The organism is Lyngbya sp. CCY1209, from assembly GCF_055795065.1.
Genome location: NZ_JAYFER010000234.1, coordinates 1 through 20673, shown reverse-complemented (window position 1 = coordinate 20673; position 20673 = coordinate 1). Strand labels below are relative to the sequence as shown.

Sequence of the window (20673 nt, the reverse complement as noted above, 5' to 3'; positions counted from 1 at the left end):
AATTTATGTTGGAGTGATGTCATGAGATCAGGGTTTGCCAATCAATTGCTCAAACCGCCTTTTTTGAGCAAAATTAAACGTCCCCAAACAGCCACGCTGGTGATTTTGGGCGCGATCGCGTGTTTGATTGCGATCGCCCTCGGGTGGTTCTCCGGGTCCGGGGCGATCGCGCACTTTTTCTCTCAAGTCCACCGGGCGCAGCAACAGTCGCCTTTCTGGCTGGAATTGCCGGATCTGCCCCAAAAATATCTGTGGATGCCGACCATTATACTGGCCGCGATCGCCTTTACAGTGACGAAAATTTGCCCGAAACCGACGCCGGTATCGCGGGCGATCGTTGTCGGAATTTTGCTGGCGTTGACGATCCGATATCTGCTGTGGCGATCGGTTTCCACCCTCAACGTCGGCGATCCCCTCAACGGCATCTTCAGCCTCGGTTTACTATGGGTGGAAATCTACATTTTGGTCATCGGCAGCATTCAACTCTATCTGTTACTCAAAACGCCGGAACGGAACGCCGAAGCCGACCGCCTGGAAAGGGACGTTCTCGCCGGCCAATTTTTGCCCACCGTCGATATTTTGATCCCCACCTACGACGAACCCTCATTCATTCTCCGCCGCACGGTCATCGGATGTCAGGCGCTGGACTACCCCCACAAAACCGTCTACCTTTTGGACGACACCCGCCGGCCGGAAGTGAAACAGTTGGCTGAAGAATTGGGATGTCATTACCTGACCCGCCCCGATAATTTCGCCGCCAAAGCCGGCAATCTCAACCATGCCCTGGAATTCACCGAGGGCGAATTGGTCGCCGTTTTCGATGCCGATTTTATCCCGACCAAAAATTTCTTAAACCGCACCGTCGGCTTTTTTCAAGATGAAAAAATGGCTTTGGTTCAAACCCCCCAAAGTTTTTACAACCCCGACCCGATCGCCCGAAATTTGGGGTTGGAAAATATCATCCCCCCGGAAGAAGAAGTCTTCTACCGACAAATTCAGCCCTTCAAAGATGGGGCGGGGAGTCTCCTCTGCGCCGGAACCTCTTTTGTGGTCAGACGCACCGCTTTGGAACGGGTCGGCGGTTTCGTTACCGAATCCATCAGCGAAGATTACTTCACCGGCATTCGTCTGTCTGCGGTGGGCTACAAAATGGTCTATTTAAATGAGAAATTGAGCGCGGGATTGGCGGCGGAAACGATCGCCGAACACCTGACTCAACGGACGCGGTGGGCGCGGGGAACTTTGCAAGCATTTTTTATCGATTCTAATCCCCTCACCATCCCGGGTTTGACTTTCAGGCAGCGGTTAGGGCATTTGGAAGGGCTGCTGTATTGGTTTACGAGCATTTCCCGGGTTTTTTTGATATTGATGCCTTTGGCTTATGCGTTTTTGGGAGTCGTACCACTCCGCACCGACGGCCGGGAATTGCTGTACTTTTTTATCCCTTATTATTGTGTTTCTCTCCTCACATTTTCTTGGCTAAACCGGCGATCGCGCTCGGCTTTTTTGTCCGAAATATACGCCTTTTTCCCGTGTTTTCCGCTGGCGTTCGAGATCGTCAAAGTCATGCTTAACCCCTTCGATGGGGGATTTAAAGTCACCAAGAAAGGGACGCAAAAAGACGATTTGCAATTTTCTTGGAAATTGGGATTGCCGATAATTATGCTATTTTTTGCCACCTTAATCAGCCTATTTGTGAACTGGCAGCGGTGGTCAACTGTGGCGAATTTGGACGCATTTCCCGGGGTGAGATTGGGATTGATCTGGAGTGTTTACAATCTCATTATTCTGGCGGTCACGTTGTTGATTTTGATCGACATTCCAAAACCCGACGGTTACGAATGGTTGGCATTGCGTCGGGTCGTAAAACTCAAAATTGACGGACAAGAAACGCCCATTTGGGGGGTAACAAATTCGATGTCAGAGGTGGGCATGGAAGTGGCTTTAACCCAAAATTTGGGCGGGTTTATGGACAGCGATCGCCTGATGAAAAAATGCGAAAAATCGACATTTTATCCGATATCGCAGATAGCCGTAAATCTGACAATTTTGGATGAAAAACTGTCCCTGAAAGGGGCGATCGCCCATTACAACTGTTCCGGTGAATTTCCGACTCTTCGCGTGGCATTTGAGGGGGTGACAGTTGCCCAACATCGAAAATTGGTGGAGATGTTATTTTGCCGTCCCGGACAGTGGAAAGACTTGGAAAGTCCGGGGGAGTTGCGATCACTGTGGCTGCTGTTTAAAGTCTTGCTGAAACCGAGGTTTCTGTGCGATCGGAATGTCAGGGCGATCCGCGTTTCCCAGGTTTGATGTTTTGATTTAAACGAATTCGCGAAGTCGCGCTCGCCCTCCCATTTCCCTGTTTTCTCCCCCGGCGGTGGCGGAAATTTAGCCCCGGCAATGTCGTTCGATAAAGAGGGGCAACTCGGCTACCTCCAGGGGAGGACAAAACCCGTAACCCTGAATGCAGTGACATTCTTTTTCTGCCAAAAATTCTCGTTCTGCCGCCGTTTCTACACCTTCCGCAATGATCTGAAAATTCAACTGTTGAGCCAGACGCAAAATCGAGGCGACGATCGCCTGATTTTTGGAATTTTGGTCGATACCCGCAATAAAAGATCGGTCGATTTTTAAAATATCAAAGGAAAAATATTGCAGGTAAGATAGGGAAGCGTAACCCGTCCCGAAGTCGTCGATCGCAATTTGGATCTGTTCGGCTTGCAACCGCTTGAACTGTTCGGCGGCAACGCTGAGGTTATCCACCAACACGCTTTCCGTCAATTCCAACTTCAAAAGTTGGGGGGAAAAACCCGTCCGCTTGAGGATATCCACGGTGCGATCGACAAAATTGGGATCGGTTAATTGTTTGCCGGACACGTTCACCGCCACCGCCAAATCACCCGTCAGACTCTTTTGCCATTGCTTGACTTGGCGGCAGGCCGTTTCCAAAATCCAATAGCCGAGTTTGATAATAAAATGGGTTTTTTCGGCCCAGGGGATAAACTCGGCTGGGGCGACTACCCCATGTTCCGGAGAATCCCAGCGAAGTAAAGCTTCCACCCCGGAAATTCTGCCGCCGTCCAACTGCAATTGGGGTTGATACACCAGGCGAAACTCGTGGCGATCGAAGGCTTTTTCTAAATCGAAATTTCGGGATTCCAACAACCCATCCCGACTTTCGATCAGGTGGCACACCTGAAGCTGGAGAATTTCGACGATGCCGTAAAAGGTGGCGGATCTGGTGTCGTCGCATCAGGTTATAAACGACAAATAGATCGGTCACTTCCTCTTCCCGCAGACTGAAAACGGGGGTGGTCATCACCGCCCCGATCGCCGTTTTTTCCAAGTTCATCTCGCCGAGGGATAGGCGCACGATATCTCGTTCCGTGAGAATTCCCTGCAGTTGTCCCGCTTCGACGATCAAAATACAGCCGGCCATTTGATGGAAATCCGTCTGACTTTGACTTGCCAATTCTGTGGGTTCCGCATCCCGGGACTTGTGAATTTTGTCCGCGATCGGACATCCTATGATACCATTCATGAGGGGGAGGGCTTCCGCCAGGGGGGTTTGGGGAGAAACATGGACGGGATTGAGTAAAATTGCAGCTCGGACGTTCTGATCGAATTGTGAGGGCGAATTAATCATGATAACAGCGTTCTGAATGGGGACCCATTCTATTTATTGTAAGTCAGCGCTCACAACCCCATTCCTATCAAATTCTGATAATGAACCACAAAATATCTGCCATCGATGTGGCGGAAAGTTGAGTGTTGTCGATGGGATTATAACTGGTAACGACCCGAGCCGGTGGCGCCATCGTTGAGAACTGAAGGTTCGACATTTATCGAACGATCAAACTGTGTCGCAGAGTTGCGATCGCACCGACATCAAAATCCGCCCCATTTTGTTGAAACCGCTGCCGTCCGCACCGCAGCCCCAGTAATAATCCACGGGGGAATTCTCCACCAATTCTTCATCCAAAGTCGAGAGCAAAATCTCCCGGATGTCGGCGTGGGTTGCAAACTTTTTCAGCACCCCCCGCCGCATGATTTCATCTTTGACCCGGTTCCAGTCGCCGCGCAGGGGGCGTTTGCGATCGCGTCCCAGTCGGGCGGCATCTTTGGGGGTTTTCACCCGTTGAATCAAGTCCTCGTGGTGGGTTCCGGCGAACTTTTGGGCTTGAAAATAATGTTCCACCGTCGGCCACCAGCGATCGCACAATTCAAACCCGTGGAAGGAAAAATTAGAGAAACAACCGTGGGAACCCTGGCTGGTGTAAAAGTAGATAGTCATGGAAATGTCGGGGATAGGGAAGAGAAAAAAAGAATTTCAGGCTGTTTTAATTTCCTTAACCACCCAATCAAAGGTTTCCAAAACCTGCTGGAGGGCGAGGTCATCTTGCAGGGTAGACAATCGCAACGTCAGCGCCCGATATTCCGTCGGTTCCACGGGCAGAGATAGGCCGATGGAACTGAATTGACTGCGGAGTTCCGACCACTTTTCTTCATGGTCGAAGGGCGATTGGGAGGCGTATTTGTTGGAGGAAATTTCCAAGCGTCCGGAAATATCGACGCTGAATAATTTGTGGGGTTTCTTGCCTTTTTGGTGCAAACAAGCCGAAAAGCCGCCGTAGATATCTCCGGTTCCCCATTGAATCTCAACTTCCGGCTGTTGATGTTTCGCCCAGGCGTGAATTTTGTGGGCGAGTTCCGCCTCGTCGCCGCCCCGCCGGATTCGCAATTCGTCGAAAAAGGAATCTTCGTCCCAGCGCCGCCGTTCTCCGGTGGCGCTGGACTTTTTCTGCTGGGCCTCAGCCGTCTGGCCGATCACCCGGGGGACCAGGGTTCGCAATCCGTCCTGGCTGACATATTGCTTAATTTCCACGGCCCAAACTTCCCCGGGGTCGGTCTGTTCGTTGAGAAATTCGACCACCCGCCGCAGGGGGGGAGAAATCTCGTCGGCGACAAAGATCAGGCGAATTTTTCCGGCTTGCAAATTGGTTTTCACCTTTTGCCAGAAGCGTTCTTCGCTGGCGTTGGGCCCGAGAAATTCTTCAAAAACCTGTTCCGGGTCCCGGCCTTGTTCCCGGCAGTTGGCTTCAAACTGGGCGATGGTGGATTCGATCGGCCAGTAGAGGCTGACGTTGGCGGCGTAGTCGAGCATCAGGCCGATCGCCTTTTGGCGGACTTCGGCGTTGCGGGTGCGGCGAATTTCCACCAAGGTGGGGATGGCATCCTGGTCGATGAACAGGTGGTCGAGGGACCAGCGGCCACCGCCTTCCTCTTCGGGGGGAACAATCGCATCCCGAGAAATCAGCAGCCACCGCCGCGGCGTGGCGCGATCGATCTCATCCCCGGCGAGCAAGTTCGGATAAGCTTCGAGCAACTCCTGAAGCTGATCTTCGGAGTCGTAGGCCTGTTCCATCATCTCCACGAGTCGATCGTCATCCTGAACGAGATAAATGCCTCCACCCATAGAAATATCCTTGAATTGATGTTAGTTATCCTCGGCACCCGGTCCGGTCAGTCGGCCGGTAAAAACCTCTCGGGCTGGCCCGGTCATATAGAGCCGTCCGTCTTCGGCGGACCATTCGATCGCCAGACATCCCCCCGGCAGTTCCACCGTGGCGCGGCGATCGCAGTGTCCGGTCAAAACTCCCGCCACCACGGACGCGCAGGCACCGGTTCCGCAAGCCAAGGTCGCCCCGGCTCCCCGTTCCCAAACCCGCATTTTCAGATAGTCCGATCGCACCACCTGGATAAATTCCGTATTGGTCCGTTCGGGAAAAGCGGGATGGCGTTCAAACAGCGGCCCGATTTCGGCCAGGGGGACGGTCGCCACATCCTCCACGAAGGTGATGCAGTGGGGATTTCCCATGCTGACGCAGGTGACATCCCAGGATCGCCCCGCCACGTCGAGCACTACATTCACCACCTTATCATTCTCTCCGGCCAGGGTCGTGGGAATTTCTGCGGCCGACAGGTGCGGCGGTCCCATATCTACCTTAACCTGACCGTCCGGCAACAGTTGCGGGGTGATCGCCCCGGCGGGGGTGTCGATGCGGTAGGCGATCGCTTCTCCGGCTTTCCCCTCCAACTCGGCGACAAATTTCGCCAGACAGCGGATGCCGTTGCCGCACATTTGGGGTTCGGACCCGTCGGAGTTGAAGATCCGCATCCTGTAGTCCCCCCCCGCCGAAGTGGGGAGGGCGAAAATCACCCCGTCGGCCCCGATGCCGAAATTGCGATCGCACATCTGTACGGCCTGTTCCGGCGTGATGAGCGGCTCGGTCCGGTGGCGGTTGTCGATCAGGATAAAATCGTTTCCCAAACCGTGATACTTTGTAAACTCGATTGTCATAATTTTGTTTCCATTCGATTGCCATCCCCCGCGACAGGAGATTGTATCTCATCAACTCCCCGACCCACTGCCCGACCGAGGGAACGGGAGGACATCTGGGGCGATCGTATGATTGATGATATTTCACATTACCCGATCGATTATGCCTGAGTTCAACACCGGTTTGCCCAGCATTCGCAAGCTGCAAACCTACATCCAAGAAAAATCCGCCGTCGAGATCAAAGTGCTGACGGGGGATTCATTGGACGGACAGATCCTGTGGCTGGATCAGAACTGCCTCTGCCTCCAGGGGGGGGACGGAACGCCCATTTTGGTTCGGTTCGACGCGATCGCCTACATCCGGCCCAAAGGCTGATCCTAAACCGCTTCCGGCTGGCTTTCCGGGGGCGAGGATGGGGTGGGACGTTCCGCTTCTTTTTCCTTGGGTTTCCCAGGCTTCGATGGCTGGGCGGGGATGAGCTCCCGTCGGGCCTGGTTAATATCGTGAAATCCCCCGCACATCAATAGGCGATCAGCGGCCTGGATCTCCGTACCGCGATCGGGCCAGCGGATAAATTTTCCGTCCCGGCGGATGGCTTGAACTTGAATGTTATAGCGGTTGAGCAGATCGACATCGGCCAACGGTTTCGACACCGCCGGACTGTGTTCGGGCACCTGTATCCACTGACAGGAGATGCTTTCCGCCGGAATCGCCACTTCCCCCCGCGCCAGTTGATCCAGGGTCGCCATTTCCGCCGGTTCCCCCACCACCAGCAATTTATCGTCCGGTTTCAAGGGGGTCTGGGGATCGGGATAGTCGAGTTGTTCCCCATCGGCCCGCCGGATCGCCATGAGGGCGACCCCGGACAGGCGCCGCAGGTTGGTTTCTTCGATCGTCATTCCGGTGAGGGGAGATCCCTTGGGGAGGGAATACCAGTGGCTGTTGAGGTCCTGGACGACATCTTGCAGGTTGCGGGTGGTTTCGGAGAGTGAGGTTTGGGGGCGCAGGGTTTGATAGTGGCTGTCGCGGATCTGTTGCATTTCCTGCTGAATTTGCAGGTTGGGTAGTCCCATGCCGAATAGCAAGTGTGACGATAATTCCAAACTGGCCTCGAAGTCCGGTTGAACCACTTCCCGGGCGCCGAGTTGGTAAAGCAATTCCAGATCGCGATCGCGGTAGGCGATGGCGGTGATGTCCAGATCGGGGGAAAACTCCAGGGCCCGTTTCAGACAGAGGCGGGTCGTCATGGGGTCTGGAAGTGCGATCGCCATCGCCCGGGCGCGATCGACCCGGGCGGTTTCCAAAACGTGCAGGCTGGCCGCGTTGCCGTACAGATAGGGGATCTGGGCATTTCGCAATTCTTGGATCGCCGCCTCAGACTGGTCGATCGCCAGCACCGGATAGCCGTGGCCCCGCAACAGTTGCACCAAAATTCGCCCCATGCGACCGTACCCGCAGACGATGATGTGGTCTTGCCAGGGCAAGTCCTCGGATGCCTCGATGGGAAAGGAACTCTGTTCGAGGAATTTCGCCAGCCGCGGCACCGTCTCCATCCAATCCAGCAATTTCGGCACCAACTGCAACACGAAGGGCGCGATCACCAGCGTCACGGCTGTGGTTCCCAAAATCAGCAGATAGACGGGGCGGGCGACCAGTCCCAACACCTGGCCGGCGCTGGCCAACACGAAGGAAAATTCGCCGATCTGGGCCAGTCCCAACCCGACGATGATGGAGGTTTTCAGGGGATAGCCGAAGGCTCGGACGATGGGGATGACGATCGCGGATTTGCCGACGACGACCAAAAACACCAACCCCAAAATTAATTCCAAATGCTGCCACAGAAATACCGGGTCGATGAGCATCCCCACGGAGACGAAAAACAGGGTGGCGAAGATGTCCCGCAGGGGTTCGACATAAGTTAGGGTTTGGTCGGCGTATTCTACCTCGGAGATCATTAGGCCCGCGACGAAGGCGCCCATTTCGATGGAAAATCCCAGGCGTTCCGTCAACAAAGCGATGCCCAGACAGAGGGTGACAACGCCCAGGAGAAACAGCTCACGGCTCTCTGTACGGGCGAGAAACCGCAGCAGGGGAGGGATCACCCACAACCCAAATCCGACCGCTCCCAGGGCAAATAGGGCGATGAACAGGAGCGATCGCCCGACGGCCAGCCCGATCGCTTCGGCGGGGGAGTCGAGGGCGGGGAGCACGGCCAACATCAGCCCCAGGGCGAGATCCTGCACGACCAAAATCCCCAGCATGATCTGGCCGTGTTGGGTGCTGGCCTCGTTGCGCTCCATCAGGCATTTGAGGACGACGGCGGTGGAGGATAGGGACAAAATCGCCCCCAGAAAGATTCCCTGGACGGGGGATGTCACCCACCCCATGACGAGGGATGCGATCGCGGTGACGGCGACGGTGAGGACGATTTGCAGGCCCCCGCCTCCCAAACTGATATTTTGGACTTTTTTGAGTTCCCCGAGGGAAAATTCCACCCCTAAGGCGAACAGCAAAAAGGCGACCCCAAATTGAGCCAGGGTTTCTACTTGAATCACTTCTTTGATTAGTCCGAGTCCGGCCGGTCCCACCACCATCCCGCCGATCAAATAACCCAGGAGTGCGGGTTGTCGCAGTAGGGATGCCAGCAGTCCCCCTCCCGTGGCGGCGGCGAGGACTAATACCAGATCGATGATGAGTCGGAAATCTTCTTGCACGGGTGTTTGAGGATGACGGTTGCACTTCAGATATTTAGTATGACGCGATCGCGCCGGGTGTGGGAGTCGGTATTAGGGAGTCGGTATTAGGGAGTCGGAAGTAAGGAGTCGGCATAATGTTGACGAGTCTCACATCGATAAAGGATATGTAACTGCGCCGGTGCGCCGCGCTATATCTACTCCCGATTTTGGAAGACCGGGCGCGGCACGACAAGGTTTAATAAGAGAGGGAAATACGGATTCGACGAGAGGGCGATCGAGTTTGTTGCCTTCAAAATCCCAGCCCTACGTACAACTGCTGGTCATGCGATGGCTCAATTTGCAGAATAGATACCCCGTTTCGGGTTGAAATTCAAACGAAAAACGCCAGGGAGACAAGTCCCAATCCTCATCGTGGGGCCGCATTGTCCAGAAACAACCTTTCAATTCGGAACCTTGATACTCGCAGCCGGAAATTTCTTTATATTTGATTTTTTGAATCTCCGATAATCCTTGAAAATTCGTCATCGTTGTCGTTTATACTCATTCTTTGACCGCCAATTCAACCCGTTTAAATCCGATCGCAGCCCCTCCAATTCCTCTCCCCGTCCCCCGCGCCCCGGCGGCGAAGTTTCCGATGTCACCCCAAATACAATCTGATTGGATACAATAAACCGGATATCCACGATTCGAGTTAGCTGGCAGGTTGATGATCCAATTGCAAGAGTACGCTTTACCCGGCACCCGGAAACGCAGTCGGGGACTGCGACGCCTGACGGGCGGTTTCTGTTTGGCACTCGCCACCCTCGCCCTGATTTTATTGGCGAAACCCGCCGCAGCCTTTCAGGTGCAGGTGTCGCCCACTTCTCCCCAGTTGGGGGATACGATTTCGGTGGTGGCGAACGGCGCGAGTGGGGAACCGACGGTGACGATGGCGGGCAAAAATTACCCCATGTTCCCGATGGGAAACGGGCGCTATCGGGCGTTACTTCCCACGACACCACTGGACGCGCCAGGGCCGAAATCCCTGCAAATTAGCGACGGTAGCCGACAGAGTACGGTAAATGTCCAACTGCGCGATCGCTCCTTCCCCACCCAGTCTATCTGGCTACCCCCGGACAAGGAAAGTCTGACGGGGACGGATCTGGAGTTCGATCGCGTGGCGGAATTTAAAGCGATCGTCACCCCCGAAAAGTATTGGAACGGGCCGTTTGAGCGTCCGAGTTCCGGTTACGTCAGCACGATTTACGGTGTCCGGCGCTATTATAACGGCGAGTTTGCCGAAAATTATTACCATCGGGGCGTGGATTATGCGGCGGGAACCGGTTCCCCGGTCGTCGCCCCGGCCGCGGGCCGGGTGGCGTTGGTGGGGCGGGAGTCGGAGGGGTTTGAAATCCACGGCAACACCGTGGGCATCGACCACGGCCAGGGTGTCACCAGCATTTTTATTCACCTGAACCGGATCGACGTCCGGGAGGGGGAGATGGTGCGGGCTGGCCAGATCATCGGCGGGGTGGGGTCGTCCGGGGCTTCCACTGGGCCGCACCTGCACTGGGGCCTGTACGTCCACTCTCAGGCGGTCGATCCGGTGCCGTGGCGCTACGAGGGTGTCGATTGAGATGGGTGAGGGCGAATTGATTATTGAGAGCGACCGAATTTGATCGAGGGGCGGGGAGGACGGATGGCGGAGGATTTGCCAATTGTCCTTCCCTGAAAGATACTTTTAACGCCCGACAAACGTAGTACCATAGACAAAGATTCAGCGACATCTCAAGAGTCGATCGCCGTCAATTGAAAGAAATTGTCGTGGAATTGCCGGGCCCACCGAGTCTTTCCCATTCCACGGAGTTTGAGCAAGTCTTCGTTTTGGGGCATTTTGCTCGGTCATTTCGTGAGAGAACTGTTATCAAAGTCTGAAGGGTTGTTGGTTGGGTTCGGATAGCCAATTGTGGCGGTGATCGAGTTGCCCTTGTCGTCCGGAAGGGATGAGGCTTTAGACCCAATTTTGTGATAAAACTGATGTTGCGATCAGCTAGGAAGCTTATGAGCATTGAAAAAATTGTCGATCAAGCGTTGCAGGATGGTTATCTGACGCCGTCGATGGAGGCGGAGGTGGGGCGAATCTGCAATACGGCCTCGGAGTTGTCGATCGAGGAGTACATGGCTCTCGATCGCCTGATGGGTGCGCTGCTGACCGGGGAAGTGGTGGTATTGCCCCGCAAACAGTTTATCAACGTGATGGAAGAATTGGTTCTCAGCGAGGCGATCTCCCAGGCGGTTGAGATTGACAAGGACGGCGACCAATCTTTGGATGTGGGGGATATCGCCGCCTACGCCCTCAACCGGCTGCCGCCCCTCTACGCGACGACGGAGGAGGGCGCCCAGTACCAGCGATCGCGGGCCAAGGAAGAACTGCAAAGCCTGATTGCGAGCCAGGTCAAGGAGGCGATTGCCCGCAATTTAGACCGGGCTGCACAAAACCAGACGGTTTTAGGTCAGATCTCCGATACGCCTCTGTTGGAACAGATGAATATTTTGCTCAAAGCCTACGCCGCGGATTACGAACCCGACGACGAGAGCGAACCGAGTACGCCCAATTAGATGGAAACAGTGGCGGGTTCTCGGTTCCGGAGCCGGAAAGGGGGCCGCGATCGCCGAGTTCCCGCCTTCCCGTGTTCCGGTTTAAGAGTCGGAAACGGCTTCTTCCGCAGACTCGTTCGGGGATTCGTCGCCCGGAGCCGAGCCTGCCGCTTCTTTTTGGCGCTGTTCCCGCTTCTTGCGTTCGGCCTGGGTCAACTCGTCCATCGCGATCCGCGCCTGGGCGACTTTTTCCAGGTTGCTGCGGTACAGGTCGAGATCTTTGATCAGCTTGTCTTTGGGCAGGTTCAACCCCTCGCTCAGATGGCCGAGTACCGTTTCCAACCCTTCTTTGTCGGCGACTTGCTCCGGTTCGCTTTTTTCCACCAGGGTATACAAACCGATGGCGAACAGCCGGGAATATTTGAACTTGGGATGGGTGGCGACGGCGTGGAAGGTCTGCTGCAGGCGATCGCCCCCGGCGTTATCCCGGGCGGCTTTGGCCCGCTCCTGCAAATTGTTGACGGACTCGGCCGCGGCGATCGCTTCGACTTCTCTGGCATCCGCCCGATATTGCTGGGGATCGCTCTCTTGCGACCCGATCAAAGCCGTGTAAATGGACCCGACGTCGGCTTCCGGCTTGTACCCCTGCATGAAGCGATCGAATGCCGTAACGACACCGAGGGCATAGATGGGATCGTATTGGAAATCGACATTGACCGCCAACAGGTGCATCTCCACCATCAATTCCTCGACCACGCGACGGTAGATCGAGTTGATGGGGCGAGTGTGAATGTTGTAAAACGCTCGCTTGGTATCTGAAACAGTGCGGATGTTGTTCACAAGTCAATCTTAAGAGGGACTTAATATATTATTGTCCCCTGACAAGGTAAGTTTGCCAAGTCAAGGGGAGGGGCACAGGGGCAGAGGAGGCAACGGTCAAGCTTCGGTAAGCTTCGGTAAGCTTCGGTAAGCTTCGGTAAGCTTCGGTAAGCCGAGGAAGCTTCGGTAAGCTTCGGTAAGCTTCGGTAAGCAGAGGAGGCCGAGGAGGCAGAAAAGCTTCGCTTCCTATTGCCTGTTGCCTGTTGCCTGTTGCCTATTCCCTACACCCTACACCCTACACCCTACACCCTAATTCTCCCCACACCCCACACCCCACCGAGCACACCCCACCGAGCACACCCAAAAATTATGTTTCAACCACTGATAGCCTTAGCCACCTACATGGCGGGGGAATTTGAAAATCGGGAACAGGCGATCGCCGATCCGGCTTGGTACGTCCACCTGAAATTGTGGCAGCGGCCGATTCCCGCGCCTTTATTTGCCGGGGGGATCGGTTTCTTTGCGGAACAGGCGAGTCTGGTGAACGGCGAAAATCGCACCTATCGGCCCCGCATCTTGCATCTATTCGACCCCGGGGAGAATCCTGAAACCTTGCGGGTGCAGTATTATATGCCCGAGGATTTTGACGGGATTTTGGGGGCGGGGCGCGATCGCGATCGCCTCAAAACCCTCACCCCCGACCAATTGGAATTATTGCCCACCTGCGCCCTCGATGTCACCTGGGAGCGACTGGAGGGGGACGCCTACCGCTTCCGCACGGCCGCGCGATCGCAGTGCCGTTTCACCTACAAAAATCAAACCTACCGGGTCGATCTGGGATTTGAAGCCACCCCAGAGCAATTTCTCAGCTTCGATCGCGGCATCGACCCCGAAACGGGACAAGCAACCTGGGGCGCCCTGTTGGGACCGTACCAATTCATCAAGAACCGGGACTTCAGTGCTGAACTCCCGGCCGATTTCCAACCTTGAAATTTCACGAGGGGTTTTCCCTCAACTCGCCCGAACGCCGCCGTCGAGGGCTTCTTCTTCCGTCTCAAAAATCTCGAACACCGAATCCATCATCGTGACTTCAAACACGAGTTTGGCTTCCGGGTGAACGTTGCAGATGCGGAAGCTCCCCTTGACTTTATCAGCATCTCGCATTCCCGCGACCAAGGAAGTCAAGCCGGAACTGTCGATAAAGTTCACCTGACCCAAATTCACCACCACATGGCGGCTGAGTTTGGATATGCACTCTTGCAGCTTCAGGCGAAATTGCCAAGCCGTGGTGATATCCAAGCGCCCTGTCGGGGCTAATACGATGACTTTCGTGCCATCCTGGGTCGTATGTTCCTTTTGATCGATATGAATCACTGACCGTCCCCTCTGAAATTCTTGATCGTGCGATGGTTGCTTCTTTGACTGTAAGTTTAACTCAGACCCGGTGTTCGGGAGCAGTCCAGTTTGCCCAATCCTGGGGTTTCAAGAACGTCTCGTACAGTTCGGCTTCCGGCGTACCCGGTTCCGGTTGATAACCGTACTCCCATCTTACCAAAGGAGGCAGAGACATGAGAATCGATTCGGTGCGGCCTTTGGTTTGCAGGCCAAAAATGGTGCCGCGATCGTAGACCAGGTTAAATTCTACATATCTGCCCCGGCGATAGAGTTGGAAATTCCGTTCGCGATCGCCGTATTCCGTCGAGTTGCGGCGTTCGACGATGGGGACGTAGGAGGGGAGGAAGGATTTGCCGCACTCTTGGGCGAACGCGAATAGCTGTTCCCAATCTCGGGGTTCCGGGGCGCCGATGCGATCGCTGTAAACCGCCGCTTCACTTTCGCTGTGGGGTCCCCGGTAGAGTTTGCCCTCTCCCCCCTGGTAGTCGAAGAAAATCCCGCCGATTCCCCGGGCTTCGTCCCGGTGTTTCAGATAAAAATACTCGTCGCACCAGCGCTTGAACACGGGGTAATATTCGGAATGGTGGCGATCGCAGGCGGCTTTGAGGGTCTGGTGGAAGTGCGCCGCATCTTCCGGGAAAGGATAGTAGGGCGTCAGATCGGCGCCGCCGCCGAACCACCACACCGGGCCGGCTTCAAAATAGCGGTAATTCAGGTGAACCGTGGGGACGTAGGGGTTGCGGGGGTGGAGCACCATCGAAGTCCCCGTGGCATAAAATCCGTGCCCTTCCGCCTCCGGACGCTGGGCCAAAATCGAGGGCGGCAACTGTTTGCCCCACACTTCGGAAAAGTTGACCCCCCCCTGTTCAAATACGTTGCCGTCCCGGATCACCCGAGAACGGCCCCCGCCCCCCTCGGGACGTTCCCAGGCATCTTCCATAAAGGTTTGGGCACCGTCGAGTTGTTCCAACCCGGCACAGATCTCGTCCTGAATGTCTTTCATCCACGCGCTGACGCGATCGCGGGAATCGGCCGGGGGAGGGGCTTGGGGCGAAGCGGTCTCGGAAACTGGGGAAACTGTCATAAACGCATGAACCTCTAAATCTCGTCTGTCTGGCTGCCAACGAGCGCGAATCCAGCCAAACGATTTAATCTTCCCGGTATTGGGACGATCGCGTCAAGTTGTCTGTATTGGAAGTCCACATAACTTAACAAGAGAGGGTGTAGGGGGTAGGGTGTAGGGGGTAGGGAATTTGAGATTGTAGGGGCGCAAGGCTTGCGCCCTGATTTTAGATTCTTCCCACCTTGCCTCCTCCGCTTTTCAATAATCAAATCTTGGGAGTAAGATTGGTATTTCTTATCAAAGAGCGGTCGTGCAAGGTGGGAAACAGACGATACTCTAGATCTAGTCGTTAAAATTTTCGGTTTTAATCGTCTTTAATCGTCCGAATTGCTCCCATCAGATAGCCCGACACGCAAAAATTATGTCAGATCAGCTAGATGCCCGGTCCGTACTCGAAGTTTTAAAGCCGGTTCAAGACCCCGAACTGCAAAAGAGTTTGGTGGAATTGAACATGATCCGGAACGTGGAAATTGACGGGGGGGACGTCCGCTTCACCCTGGTCCTGACCACCCCGGCCTGTCCCCTGCGGGAGTTCATCGTGGAAGATTGCCAGAAGGCTGTCAAGCAGCTTCCCGGCGTGGAGACGGTGGAAGTGGAGGTGACGGCGGAAACGCCCCAGCAGAAATCGTTACCCGATCGCCAGGGGATCGAAGGGGTGCGGAATATTTTCGCCATCTCCAGCGGTAAAGGCGGGGTGGGGAAAAGCACCGTCGCCGTCAACGTGGCGGTTTCCCTGGCCCAGAGTGGCGCCAAGGTGGGGTTGATCGACGCGGATATCTACGGACCCAACGACCCGACTATGCTGGGTTTGGCGGACGCCCAGGTGATGGTCCAGCAGACGCCCCAGGGCGATCGCTTGGAACCGGCGTTCAACCACGGCGTCAAGTTGGTGTCGATGGCGTTTCTGATCGATCGCGATCAACCCGTGATTTGGCGTGGCCCGATGTTGAATGGGATCATCCGCCAGTTTCTCTACCAGGTGGACTGGGGAGAATTGGATTACCTGATCGTCGATATGCCGCCGGGAACCGGGGACGCCCAGTTGACCCTCGCCCAGGCGGTCCCGATGTCCGGGGCGGTGATCGTCACCACGCCGCAGGAGGTGTCCCTGCTCGACTCCCGCAAGGGGTTGAAAATGTTCGAGCAGTTGGGTGTCTCGATTTTGGGCATCGTGGAAAATATGAGCTATTTTATCCCGCCGGATCTGCCCGATCGCAAATACGATATTTTTGGTTCCGGGGGGGGACAGAAAACCGCCGATGAGTTGGGAATTCCCCTGTTGGGGGCGATCCCGATGGAAATGCCCGTCCGGGAAGGCGGCGACGCCGGGGTTCCGATCGTGGTTTCCGATCCTGAGTCGGTTTCAGCCAAGGAACTCAAAGCGATCGCCCAACAGATCGCGGCGCGGGTGTCCGTGGCGGCGCTGGCTTAAGTGCCTGGGGGTTCGCTGCGGCGAGCCCGAGAAACTGAGGGTGTAGGGTGTAGGGTGTAGGGTGTAGGGTGTGGGGAAGGGGAAAAAAACAGTCCTCATTGCCCGTCCCCTCGAACCTTCAATTTCGTACCTCACCGAGCGTTAGAAACGCTATAAACTTGGAGATATCAAAATTTAGATCAAGGGAAAAACAGCGATGATTTTGCCAGGTTCAGCAGTGCGGGTGGTCAATCCCGGCGATACCTATTATGAATTTCAGGGACAGGTGCAGCGGGTCGCCGACGGCAAAGCTGCGGTTTTATTTGAAGGGGGAAATTGGGACAAATTGGTGACGTTCCGCCTCTCCGAATTGGAAGCGATCGACACCACCGCCGGCCGGAAAGGGAAAAAGTAGGGTGTAGGGTGTAGGGTGTAGGGTGTAGGGTGTAGGGAAAAGAAACCGCACCCTCACCCAACTGCAAACGCGCGATCGCCCGTCGCCATAAAAATTTGGGGGAACGCAAAATCAACAATTATTAATTATTAATTGTTAATTATTAATTGTTAATTGTTTCCCCCTTTTTTGTCGGTTCAGTCGTCGGTTAATAAACTGGCCAACAGTGCTTTTTGGGCGTGCATCCGGTTTTCGGCCTGGTCCCAAACCCGCGATCGCGGGCCTTCGATCACCCCGTTGGTGATTTCTTCGTCCCGGTGGGCGGGCAGGCAGTGCAGAACGATCGCGTCGTCCGCCGCCGCCCCGACCAGTTTTTCATTGACTTGAAAAGGCATAAAAACGGGGATGCGATCGTCCGCCTCGGATTCCTGTCCCATACTCGCCCAGACGTCGGTATACAGGACGTTGCAATCCTTCGCCGCCTCCTGGGGATTATCGGTGACGCTCACCTCCGTTTTTCCGGATGCGATCGCCTTTGCCTGTTCGACAATTTCCGCGTCCGGCGGATATTTGGAAGGGGTGGCGATCCTGACGTTCATCCCCACCATCGCACAGCCCAACAACAGCGAATGAGCCATGTTATTTGCTCCGTCGCCGAAGTAGGTCAGGGTCAATCCCGCCATGCGGCCGAAACACTCTTGAACGGTCATCAAATCCGCCAATACCTGACAGGGATGTTCGCGATCAGTGAGGGCATTTATAACCGGAATTTCGGCAAAATTTGCGAAGGTTTCCAAGTCCTTTTGTTCAAAAGTTCGGATGGCGATCGCATCCAAATAGCGGCCCAAAACGCGGGCTGTATCAATCAATGGTTCCCCGCGACTCACTTGGGTGACGCTGGGATTCAGGTCGATCACCTGCCCCCCCAACTGATACATCGCCACGGAAAAACTGACGCGGGTGCGGGTCGAAGCCTTGGAAAACATCAACCCCAAAACCTTCCTTCGCTGGAGTTTCCGCATCCCCGATTTGAGTTGAATTGCCAGGGATAAAATACCGTGCAATTCCGCCGTACTCAAGTCGGCCAAACTCAGCAAATCTCGTCCTTTTAATGAGTCCATTTCTTGCCCCCTCTTGGCTGCAAATTTCCGTCCTGCGGCAACTCTCAGGCGGGTTGTCTGACGGGTGGGGAATCGAGTTCGGGTCGGTTTTGCTGCCGCAACTGAGCGATCGCACCGTCGAGCAACTCGCATCCCGCCTCCACCGTCTCGACCCGGGCCAGCCGTTCCCGCAGTTCGTTCGCTCCTGGGAAACCTTTAGCATACCAAGTCATGTGTTTTCGGGACTGATAAATTCCACGCTGCCCTTTGTACACCCAGAGTGCTTGCAAATGCTCCTTCGCACATTCCAGCCGCTCCGCCGCCGTCGGCAGTGCCTTGGTGCAGCCCGTTTTCAGGAAATGGTCGATCTCTCCCACCAAAAACGGATAACCGAGGGTTCCGCGAGAACACATCACCCCGTCCGCTCCCGTTTCTTGCAAACATTTCACCGCCGACTCCACGGAAATAATATCCCCGTTGGCGATAACGGGAATCGACAAACTTTCCTTAACTTTGGCGATCCATTCCCAATTCGCTTTTCCGGTGTAACCCTGGGCGCGGGTGCGTCCGTGGATGGTGATCATCTGCGCCCCGGCATCTTCCATCCGCCTGGAAAAGTCCAAAATATTGATTTCGCCATCGTCCCAGCCGATGCGGGTTTTTACAGTGATTGGAACCGCCACCGCTTCGACGAGCGATCGCACGATTTCTGCGGCGACTTCCGGCTGTCGCAACAGGGAAGAACCCCCGCCATTTTTGGTAATTTTATTGACGGGACACCCCATATTAATATCCACCGTATCCGCCCCCTCCGCGACCGCTTTCCGCGCCGCATCCGCCAAAAAATCCGGGCGGCAGTCGAACAGTTGGATGCTGATGGGACGTTCGCCGGGATCGATTTCCATGATGATCGGCAACTCCCGGACGTGGCGAATTTGGGAGGCGTGAACCATCTCGGTGTACATCATCGAAGTGGGGGCATAACGTCGCACCAGGCGCCGGAACACCAAGTCCGTGACGCCGGACAGGGGAGATTGCAGCACCCGGCTGTTGACTTCCAAATTGCCAATTTTCAGGGGTGCGGACAGGCGGTGTTTGAGTTCGGTTGGGAGCACGGACATTGGGGGTTCGGATTGATGCGATCGACAGGGCTCATTTATTATATCGCATTTTGTTGTAGGCAATAGGCAATAGGCAATAGGCGACAGGCGGGTTAGAGAGCGACTGTCCGGAGAGTCCTGGCAGTTGTTATAGAGAAGAAAGGCGGAAGGGCTAATTTCTCTGTGTCCCTCTGTGCCTCTGTGGTTCATTTTCCGAATTTTATTAGATTAGATGATTTCCGATTTACAAAAACCGTTCCAAAACCTCGGCGGTTTCCCGTCCGGTTTTCTCCCAGGAAAATTGGGTTGCCCTGGCGAGTCCCCGCTGGCGAAGTTGCGATCGCATTTGGGAATCGTCCGCCAAGGTTTTCATCGCTGCGGTTATTTCTTCGACGTGATAGGGATTGATTAATAGTGCCGCGTCTCCGGCGACTTCGGGGAGGGAGGACAGGTCGGACGTGATGACGGGAGTGCCGCAGGCCATCGCTTCCAAAACGGGAAATCCGAACCCCTCCCAAAGGCTGGGAAATACGAGGGCTATCGCACGATTGATGACTTGGGGTAATTCAGTCGCAGAAACGTAATCGAGAAATTTAATTCGTTGACTCAATCCCAATGTTTCTGCCTGTTGTTTCAATCGCGGCGTGTAGGTGTTGTCAGTCGGCCCCGCCAGCCACAATTCATAATCGCTATTATCGGATAATGCGGCAAATGCGTCGATCAGGCGGGGGAGATTTTTGTAGGAATCGTGCCTGCCGAGATAGAGGAAGTAGTTGTCGGCGGGGAGGTCGAGGAATTGAAAGCGATCGCGATCGTATCCCAGCAAAATCGGCGTTATTTTTTTGGCGGGAATTTCCAACATTTCGGTCAAGCTGTCCGCCGTCGATTGGGAATTGCAAATAATATGTTCGGCTTGCCTGAAAACGGCGGGAACGTAGGTCTTAAAATAGGCGGTCAGCCGCGAACCGGGACGGGGAAATTTCAGGGGGATTAAGTCGTGTGCCATGACGACAGACCGGCAGCGGGAATAGAGCGGCGCTTCCGGCAGGGGAGAAAAGAGCAAACTGGCGTTTAATTGTTGATAGAGAGAAGGTAATTTAAACTGCGTCCACAGCAGCCGTCTCAAATGTCCCTTCGTCCCTTCGTCGGGGGTCATGTTGTCGGGAATTTGATGGCATTGATAGCCGGGAATTTTATGTCCCGACAGCAATAGGGGATTTAGAGAATGCAGGTGGGGGAGGATGTTTTCTGCATAAACCGATATTCCGGTGGGTTTGGGGATTAAAACGGAGAGGTTGACGGCGAGTTTTTGAGATTCAGTCAAGGTTGTCAAATAATTGATCGATTTGATAGCACGACGGGAATGAGTTGGGACAGTCGGAAGATTTCACCACAGAGGCACAGAGGACACGGAGAAGTTATTTGTCCTCGTCAATATCCGGACTGCCACGATAGGCGGATTTTATCATAGATTGACGGTTTGCGGGGTGTGGCATACAGGTGATCAGCCGAAATTGTCGTTTTATCCCCCCCAGCCCCCCTTTGTAAGGGGGGATAATTAGGGAAAGTCCCCCTTTGTAAGCAGGAGAATTGGGGTGAAGTCCCCCTTACAAAGGGGGATTTAGGGGGATATTCCCCCTGTCATTAGAGGGAAAAATGCTGTCTTTAAAATTTGAATGATTTCCTGTCGGCAACTCGGCGAAGTCCATTCCAA

Annotated in this window: 19 protein-coding genes; 7 read left to right on the top strand and 12 right to left on the bottom strand. The window is 54.9% G+C overall.

All coding sequences use genetic code 11. The features are described from left to right. Nucleotides 1-21 precede the first annotated feature (21 nt). Nucleotides 22-2313: a glycosyltransferase gene (locus AC0QHF_RS05680; protein ID WP_324703220.1), complete on the top strand. Its 2292-nt coding sequence runs from the start codon at nucleotides 22-24 to the stop codon at nucleotides 2311-2313. Between the two features lie 78 nt (nucleotides 2314-2391). Here AC0QHF_RS05680 and AC0QHF_RS05675 read toward each other — a convergent pair whose 3' ends face one another. The 4 genes from AC0QHF_RS05675 to dapF form a co-directional block, all read right to left on the bottom strand. Then, nucleotides 2392-3198 (bottom strand): putative bifunctional diguanylate cyclase/phosphodiesterase, encoded by an 807-nt coding sequence (locus tag AC0QHF_RS05675; RefSeq protein WP_324703219.1) that lies wholly within the window; start codon nucleotides 3196-3198, stop codon nucleotides 2392-2394. 658 nt (nucleotides 3199-3856) lie between these two features. After that, the gene (locus AC0QHF_RS05670; RefSeq protein ID WP_324703218.1) at nucleotides 3857-4297 is read right to left on the bottom strand and encodes an NADAR family protein; all 441 of its coding nucleotides are present in this window, start codon (nucleotides 4295-4297) and stop codon (nucleotides 3857-3859) included. 36 nt (nucleotides 4298-4333) lie between these two features. Then, nucleotides 4334-5479 (bottom strand): hypothetical protein, encoded by a 1146-nt coding sequence (locus AC0QHF_RS05665; protein ID WP_324703217.1) that lies wholly within the window; start codon nucleotides 5477-5479, stop codon nucleotides 4334-4336. Nucleotides 5480-5500: 21 nt separating this feature from the next. Further along, a complete protein-coding gene (gene dapF, locus AC0QHF_RS05660) occupies nucleotides 5501-6364 on the bottom strand; it encodes a diaminopimelate epimerase (protein WP_324703216.1) in 864 nt (287 codons plus the stop codon). Between the two features lie 142 nt (nucleotides 6365-6506). Here dapF and AC0QHF_RS05655 point away from each other — a divergent pair, with 142 nt between their 5' ends. Continuing rightward, complete coding sequence (locus AC0QHF_RS05655; RefSeq protein ID WP_324703215.1) at nucleotides 6507-6719, top strand: Hfq-related RNA-binding protein; 213 nt, start codon at nucleotides 6507-6509, stop codon at nucleotides 6717-6719. A gap of 2 nt (nucleotides 6720-6721) precedes the next feature. On the opposite strand, the gene AC0QHF_RS05650 is transcribed toward AC0QHF_RS05655, so the two are convergent. Next, nucleotides 6722-9058 carry a monovalent cation:proton antiporter family protein gene (locus AC0QHF_RS05650; RefSeq protein ID WP_324703214.1) on the bottom strand — a complete coding sequence of 779 codons (2337 nt, stop codon included), beginning with the start codon at nucleotides 9056-9058 and terminating at the stop codon, nucleotides 6722-6724. A gap of 285 nt (nucleotides 9059-9343) precedes the next feature. After that, nucleotides 9344-9565, bottom strand: a complete 222-nt coding sequence (locus AC0QHF_RS05645) for a hypothetical protein (protein ID WP_324703213.1) — start codon at nucleotides 9563-9565, stop codon at nucleotides 9344-9346. 181 nt (nucleotides 9566-9746) lie between these two features. Between AC0QHF_RS05645 and AC0QHF_RS05640 the strand changes: the two genes are divergently transcribed. Together AC0QHF_RS05640 and AC0QHF_RS05635 are read left to right on the top strand one after the other, a co-directional pair. Further along, the gene (locus AC0QHF_RS05640) at nucleotides 9747-10655 is read left to right on the top strand and encodes a M23 family metallopeptidase (protein WP_324703212.1); all 909 of its coding nucleotides are present in this window, start codon (nucleotides 9747-9749) and stop codon (nucleotides 10653-10655) included. 425 nt (nucleotides 10656-11080) lie between these two features. Beyond that, nucleotides 11081-11638 carry a late competence development ComFB family protein gene (locus AC0QHF_RS05635; RefSeq protein ID WP_324703211.1) on the top strand — a complete coding sequence of 186 codons (558 nt, stop codon included), beginning with the start codon at nucleotides 11081-11083 and terminating at the stop codon, nucleotides 11636-11638. 81 nt (nucleotides 11639-11719) lie between these two features. Here the strand turns inward: AC0QHF_RS05635 and psb29 are convergent, their stop codons facing one another. After that, nucleotides 11720-12457, bottom strand: coding sequence for a photosystem II biogenesis protein Psp29 (gene psb29, locus AC0QHF_RS05630; RefSeq protein WP_324703210.1), 738 nt, complete (start codon nucleotides 12455-12457; stop codon nucleotides 11720-11722). Nucleotides 12458-12805: 348 nt separating this feature from the next. On the opposite strand from psb29, the gene AC0QHF_RS05625 reads away from it, so the two are divergent. After that, on the top strand, nucleotides 12806-13426 hold the full coding sequence (locus AC0QHF_RS05625) for a chromophore lyase CpcT/CpeT (RefSeq protein ID WP_324703209.1): 621 nt from the start codon (nucleotides 12806-12808) through the stop codon (nucleotides 13424-13426). Nucleotides 13427-13447: 21 nt separating this feature from the next. Here the strand turns inward: AC0QHF_RS05625 and AC0QHF_RS05620 are convergent, their stop codons facing one another. Further along, nucleotides 13448-13810 carry an STAS domain-containing protein gene (locus AC0QHF_RS05620; RefSeq protein ID WP_324703208.1) on the bottom strand — a complete coding sequence of 121 codons (363 nt, stop codon included), beginning with the start codon at nucleotides 13808-13810 and terminating at the stop codon, nucleotides 13448-13450. 61 nt (nucleotides 13811-13871) lie between these two features. Next, nucleotides 13872-14915: an oxygen-dependent coproporphyrinogen oxidase gene (hemF, locus tag AC0QHF_RS05615; protein WP_324703207.1), complete on the bottom strand. Its 1044-nt coding sequence runs from the start codon at nucleotides 14913-14915 to the stop codon at nucleotides 13872-13874. Between the two features lie 400 nt (nucleotides 14916-15315). Between hemF and AC0QHF_RS05610 the strand changes: the two genes are divergently transcribed. Then, nucleotides 15316-16386 (top strand): Mrp/NBP35 family ATP-binding protein, encoded by a 1071-nt coding sequence (locus AC0QHF_RS05610; protein WP_324703206.1) that lies wholly within the window; start codon nucleotides 15316-15318, stop codon nucleotides 16384-16386. 196 nt (nucleotides 16387-16582) lie between these two features. Next, complete coding sequence (locus tag AC0QHF_RS05605; RefSeq protein WP_324703205.1) at nucleotides 16583-16780, top strand: NAD(P)H dehydrogenase subunit NdhS; 198 nt, start codon at nucleotides 16583-16585, stop codon at nucleotides 16778-16780. 176 nt (nucleotides 16781-16956) lie between these two features. Here the strand turns inward: AC0QHF_RS05605 and argF are convergent, their stop codons facing one another. The 3 genes from argF to AC0QHF_RS05590 form a co-directional block, all read right to left on the bottom strand. Next, nucleotides 16957-17880 carry an ornithine carbamoyltransferase gene (gene argF, locus AC0QHF_RS05600; RefSeq protein WP_324703204.1) on the bottom strand — a complete coding sequence of 308 codons (924 nt, stop codon included), beginning with the start codon at nucleotides 17878-17880 and terminating at the stop codon, nucleotides 16957-16959. Between the two features lie 44 nt (nucleotides 17881-17924). Beyond that, the gene (gene dusB, locus AC0QHF_RS05595) at nucleotides 17925-18980 is read right to left on the bottom strand and encodes a tRNA dihydrouridine synthase DusB (RefSeq protein WP_324703203.1); all 1056 of its coding nucleotides are present in this window, start codon (nucleotides 18978-18980) and stop codon (nucleotides 17925-17927) included. 223 nt (nucleotides 18981-19203) lie between these two features. Further along, nucleotides 19204-20283, bottom strand: a complete 1080-nt coding sequence (locus AC0QHF_RS05590) for a glycosyltransferase family 4 protein (protein ID WP_324703202.1) — start codon at nucleotides 20281-20283, stop codon at nucleotides 19204-19206. Between the last annotated feature and the right edge of the window lie 390 nt (nucleotides 20284-20673).

Excerpts from the sequence above, each read along its gene's own strand:
- AC0QHF_RS05635 (WP_324703211.1), top strand. The coding sequence starts at position 11,081 with ATGAGCATTGAAAAAATTGTCGATCAAGCGTTGCAGGATGGTTATCTG.
- AC0QHF_RS05610 (WP_324703206.1), top strand. The coding sequence starts at position 15,316 with ATGTCAGATCAGCTAGATGCCCGGTCCGTACTCGAAGTTTTAAAGCCG.
- argF (WP_324703204.1), bottom strand. The coding sequence starts at position 17,880 with ATGGACTCATTAAAAGGACGAGATTTGCTGAGTTTGGCCGACTTGAGT.
- hemF (WP_324703207.1), bottom strand. The coding sequence starts at position 14,915 with ATGACAGTTTCCCCAGTTTCCGAGACCGCTTCGCCCCAAGCCCCTCCC.
- AC0QHF_RS05640 (WP_324703212.1), top strand. The coding sequence starts at position 9,747 with ATGATCCAATTGCAAGAGTACGCTTTACCCGGCACCCGGAAACGCAGT.
- AC0QHF_RS05670 (WP_324703218.1), bottom strand. The coding sequence starts at position 4,297 with ATGACTATCTACTTTTACACCAGCCAGGGTTCCCACGGTTGTTTCTCT.
- AC0QHF_RS05625 (WP_324703209.1), top strand. The coding sequence starts at position 12,806 with ATGTTTCAACCACTGATAGCCTTAGCCACCTACATGGCGGGGGAATTT.
- AC0QHF_RS05605 (WP_324703205.1), top strand. The coding sequence starts at position 16,583 with ATGATTTTGCCAGGTTCAGCAGTGCGGGTGGTCAATCCCGGCGATACC.
- dusB (WP_324703203.1), bottom strand. The coding sequence starts at position 18,980 with ATGTCCGTGCTCCCAACCGAACTCAAACACCGCCTGTCCGCACCCCTG.
- AC0QHF_RS05680 (WP_324703220.1), top strand. The coding sequence starts at position 22 with ATGAGATCAGGGTTTGCCAATCAATTGCTCAAACCGCCTTTTTTGAGC.
- dapF (WP_324703216.1), bottom strand. The coding sequence starts at position 6,364 with ATGACAATCGAGTTTACAAAGTATCACGGTTTGGGAAACGATTTTATC.
- AC0QHF_RS05655 (WP_324703215.1), top strand. The coding sequence starts at position 6,507 with ATGCCTGAGTTCAACACCGGTTTGCCCAGCATTCGCAAGCTGCAAACC.
- AC0QHF_RS05645 (WP_324703213.1), bottom strand. The coding sequence starts at position 9,565 with ATGACGAATTTTCAAGGATTATCGGAGATTCAAAAAATCAAATATAAA.
- AC0QHF_RS05665 (WP_324703217.1), bottom strand. The coding sequence starts at position 5,479 with ATGGGTGGAGGCATTTATCTCGTTCAGGATGACGATCGACTCGTGGAG.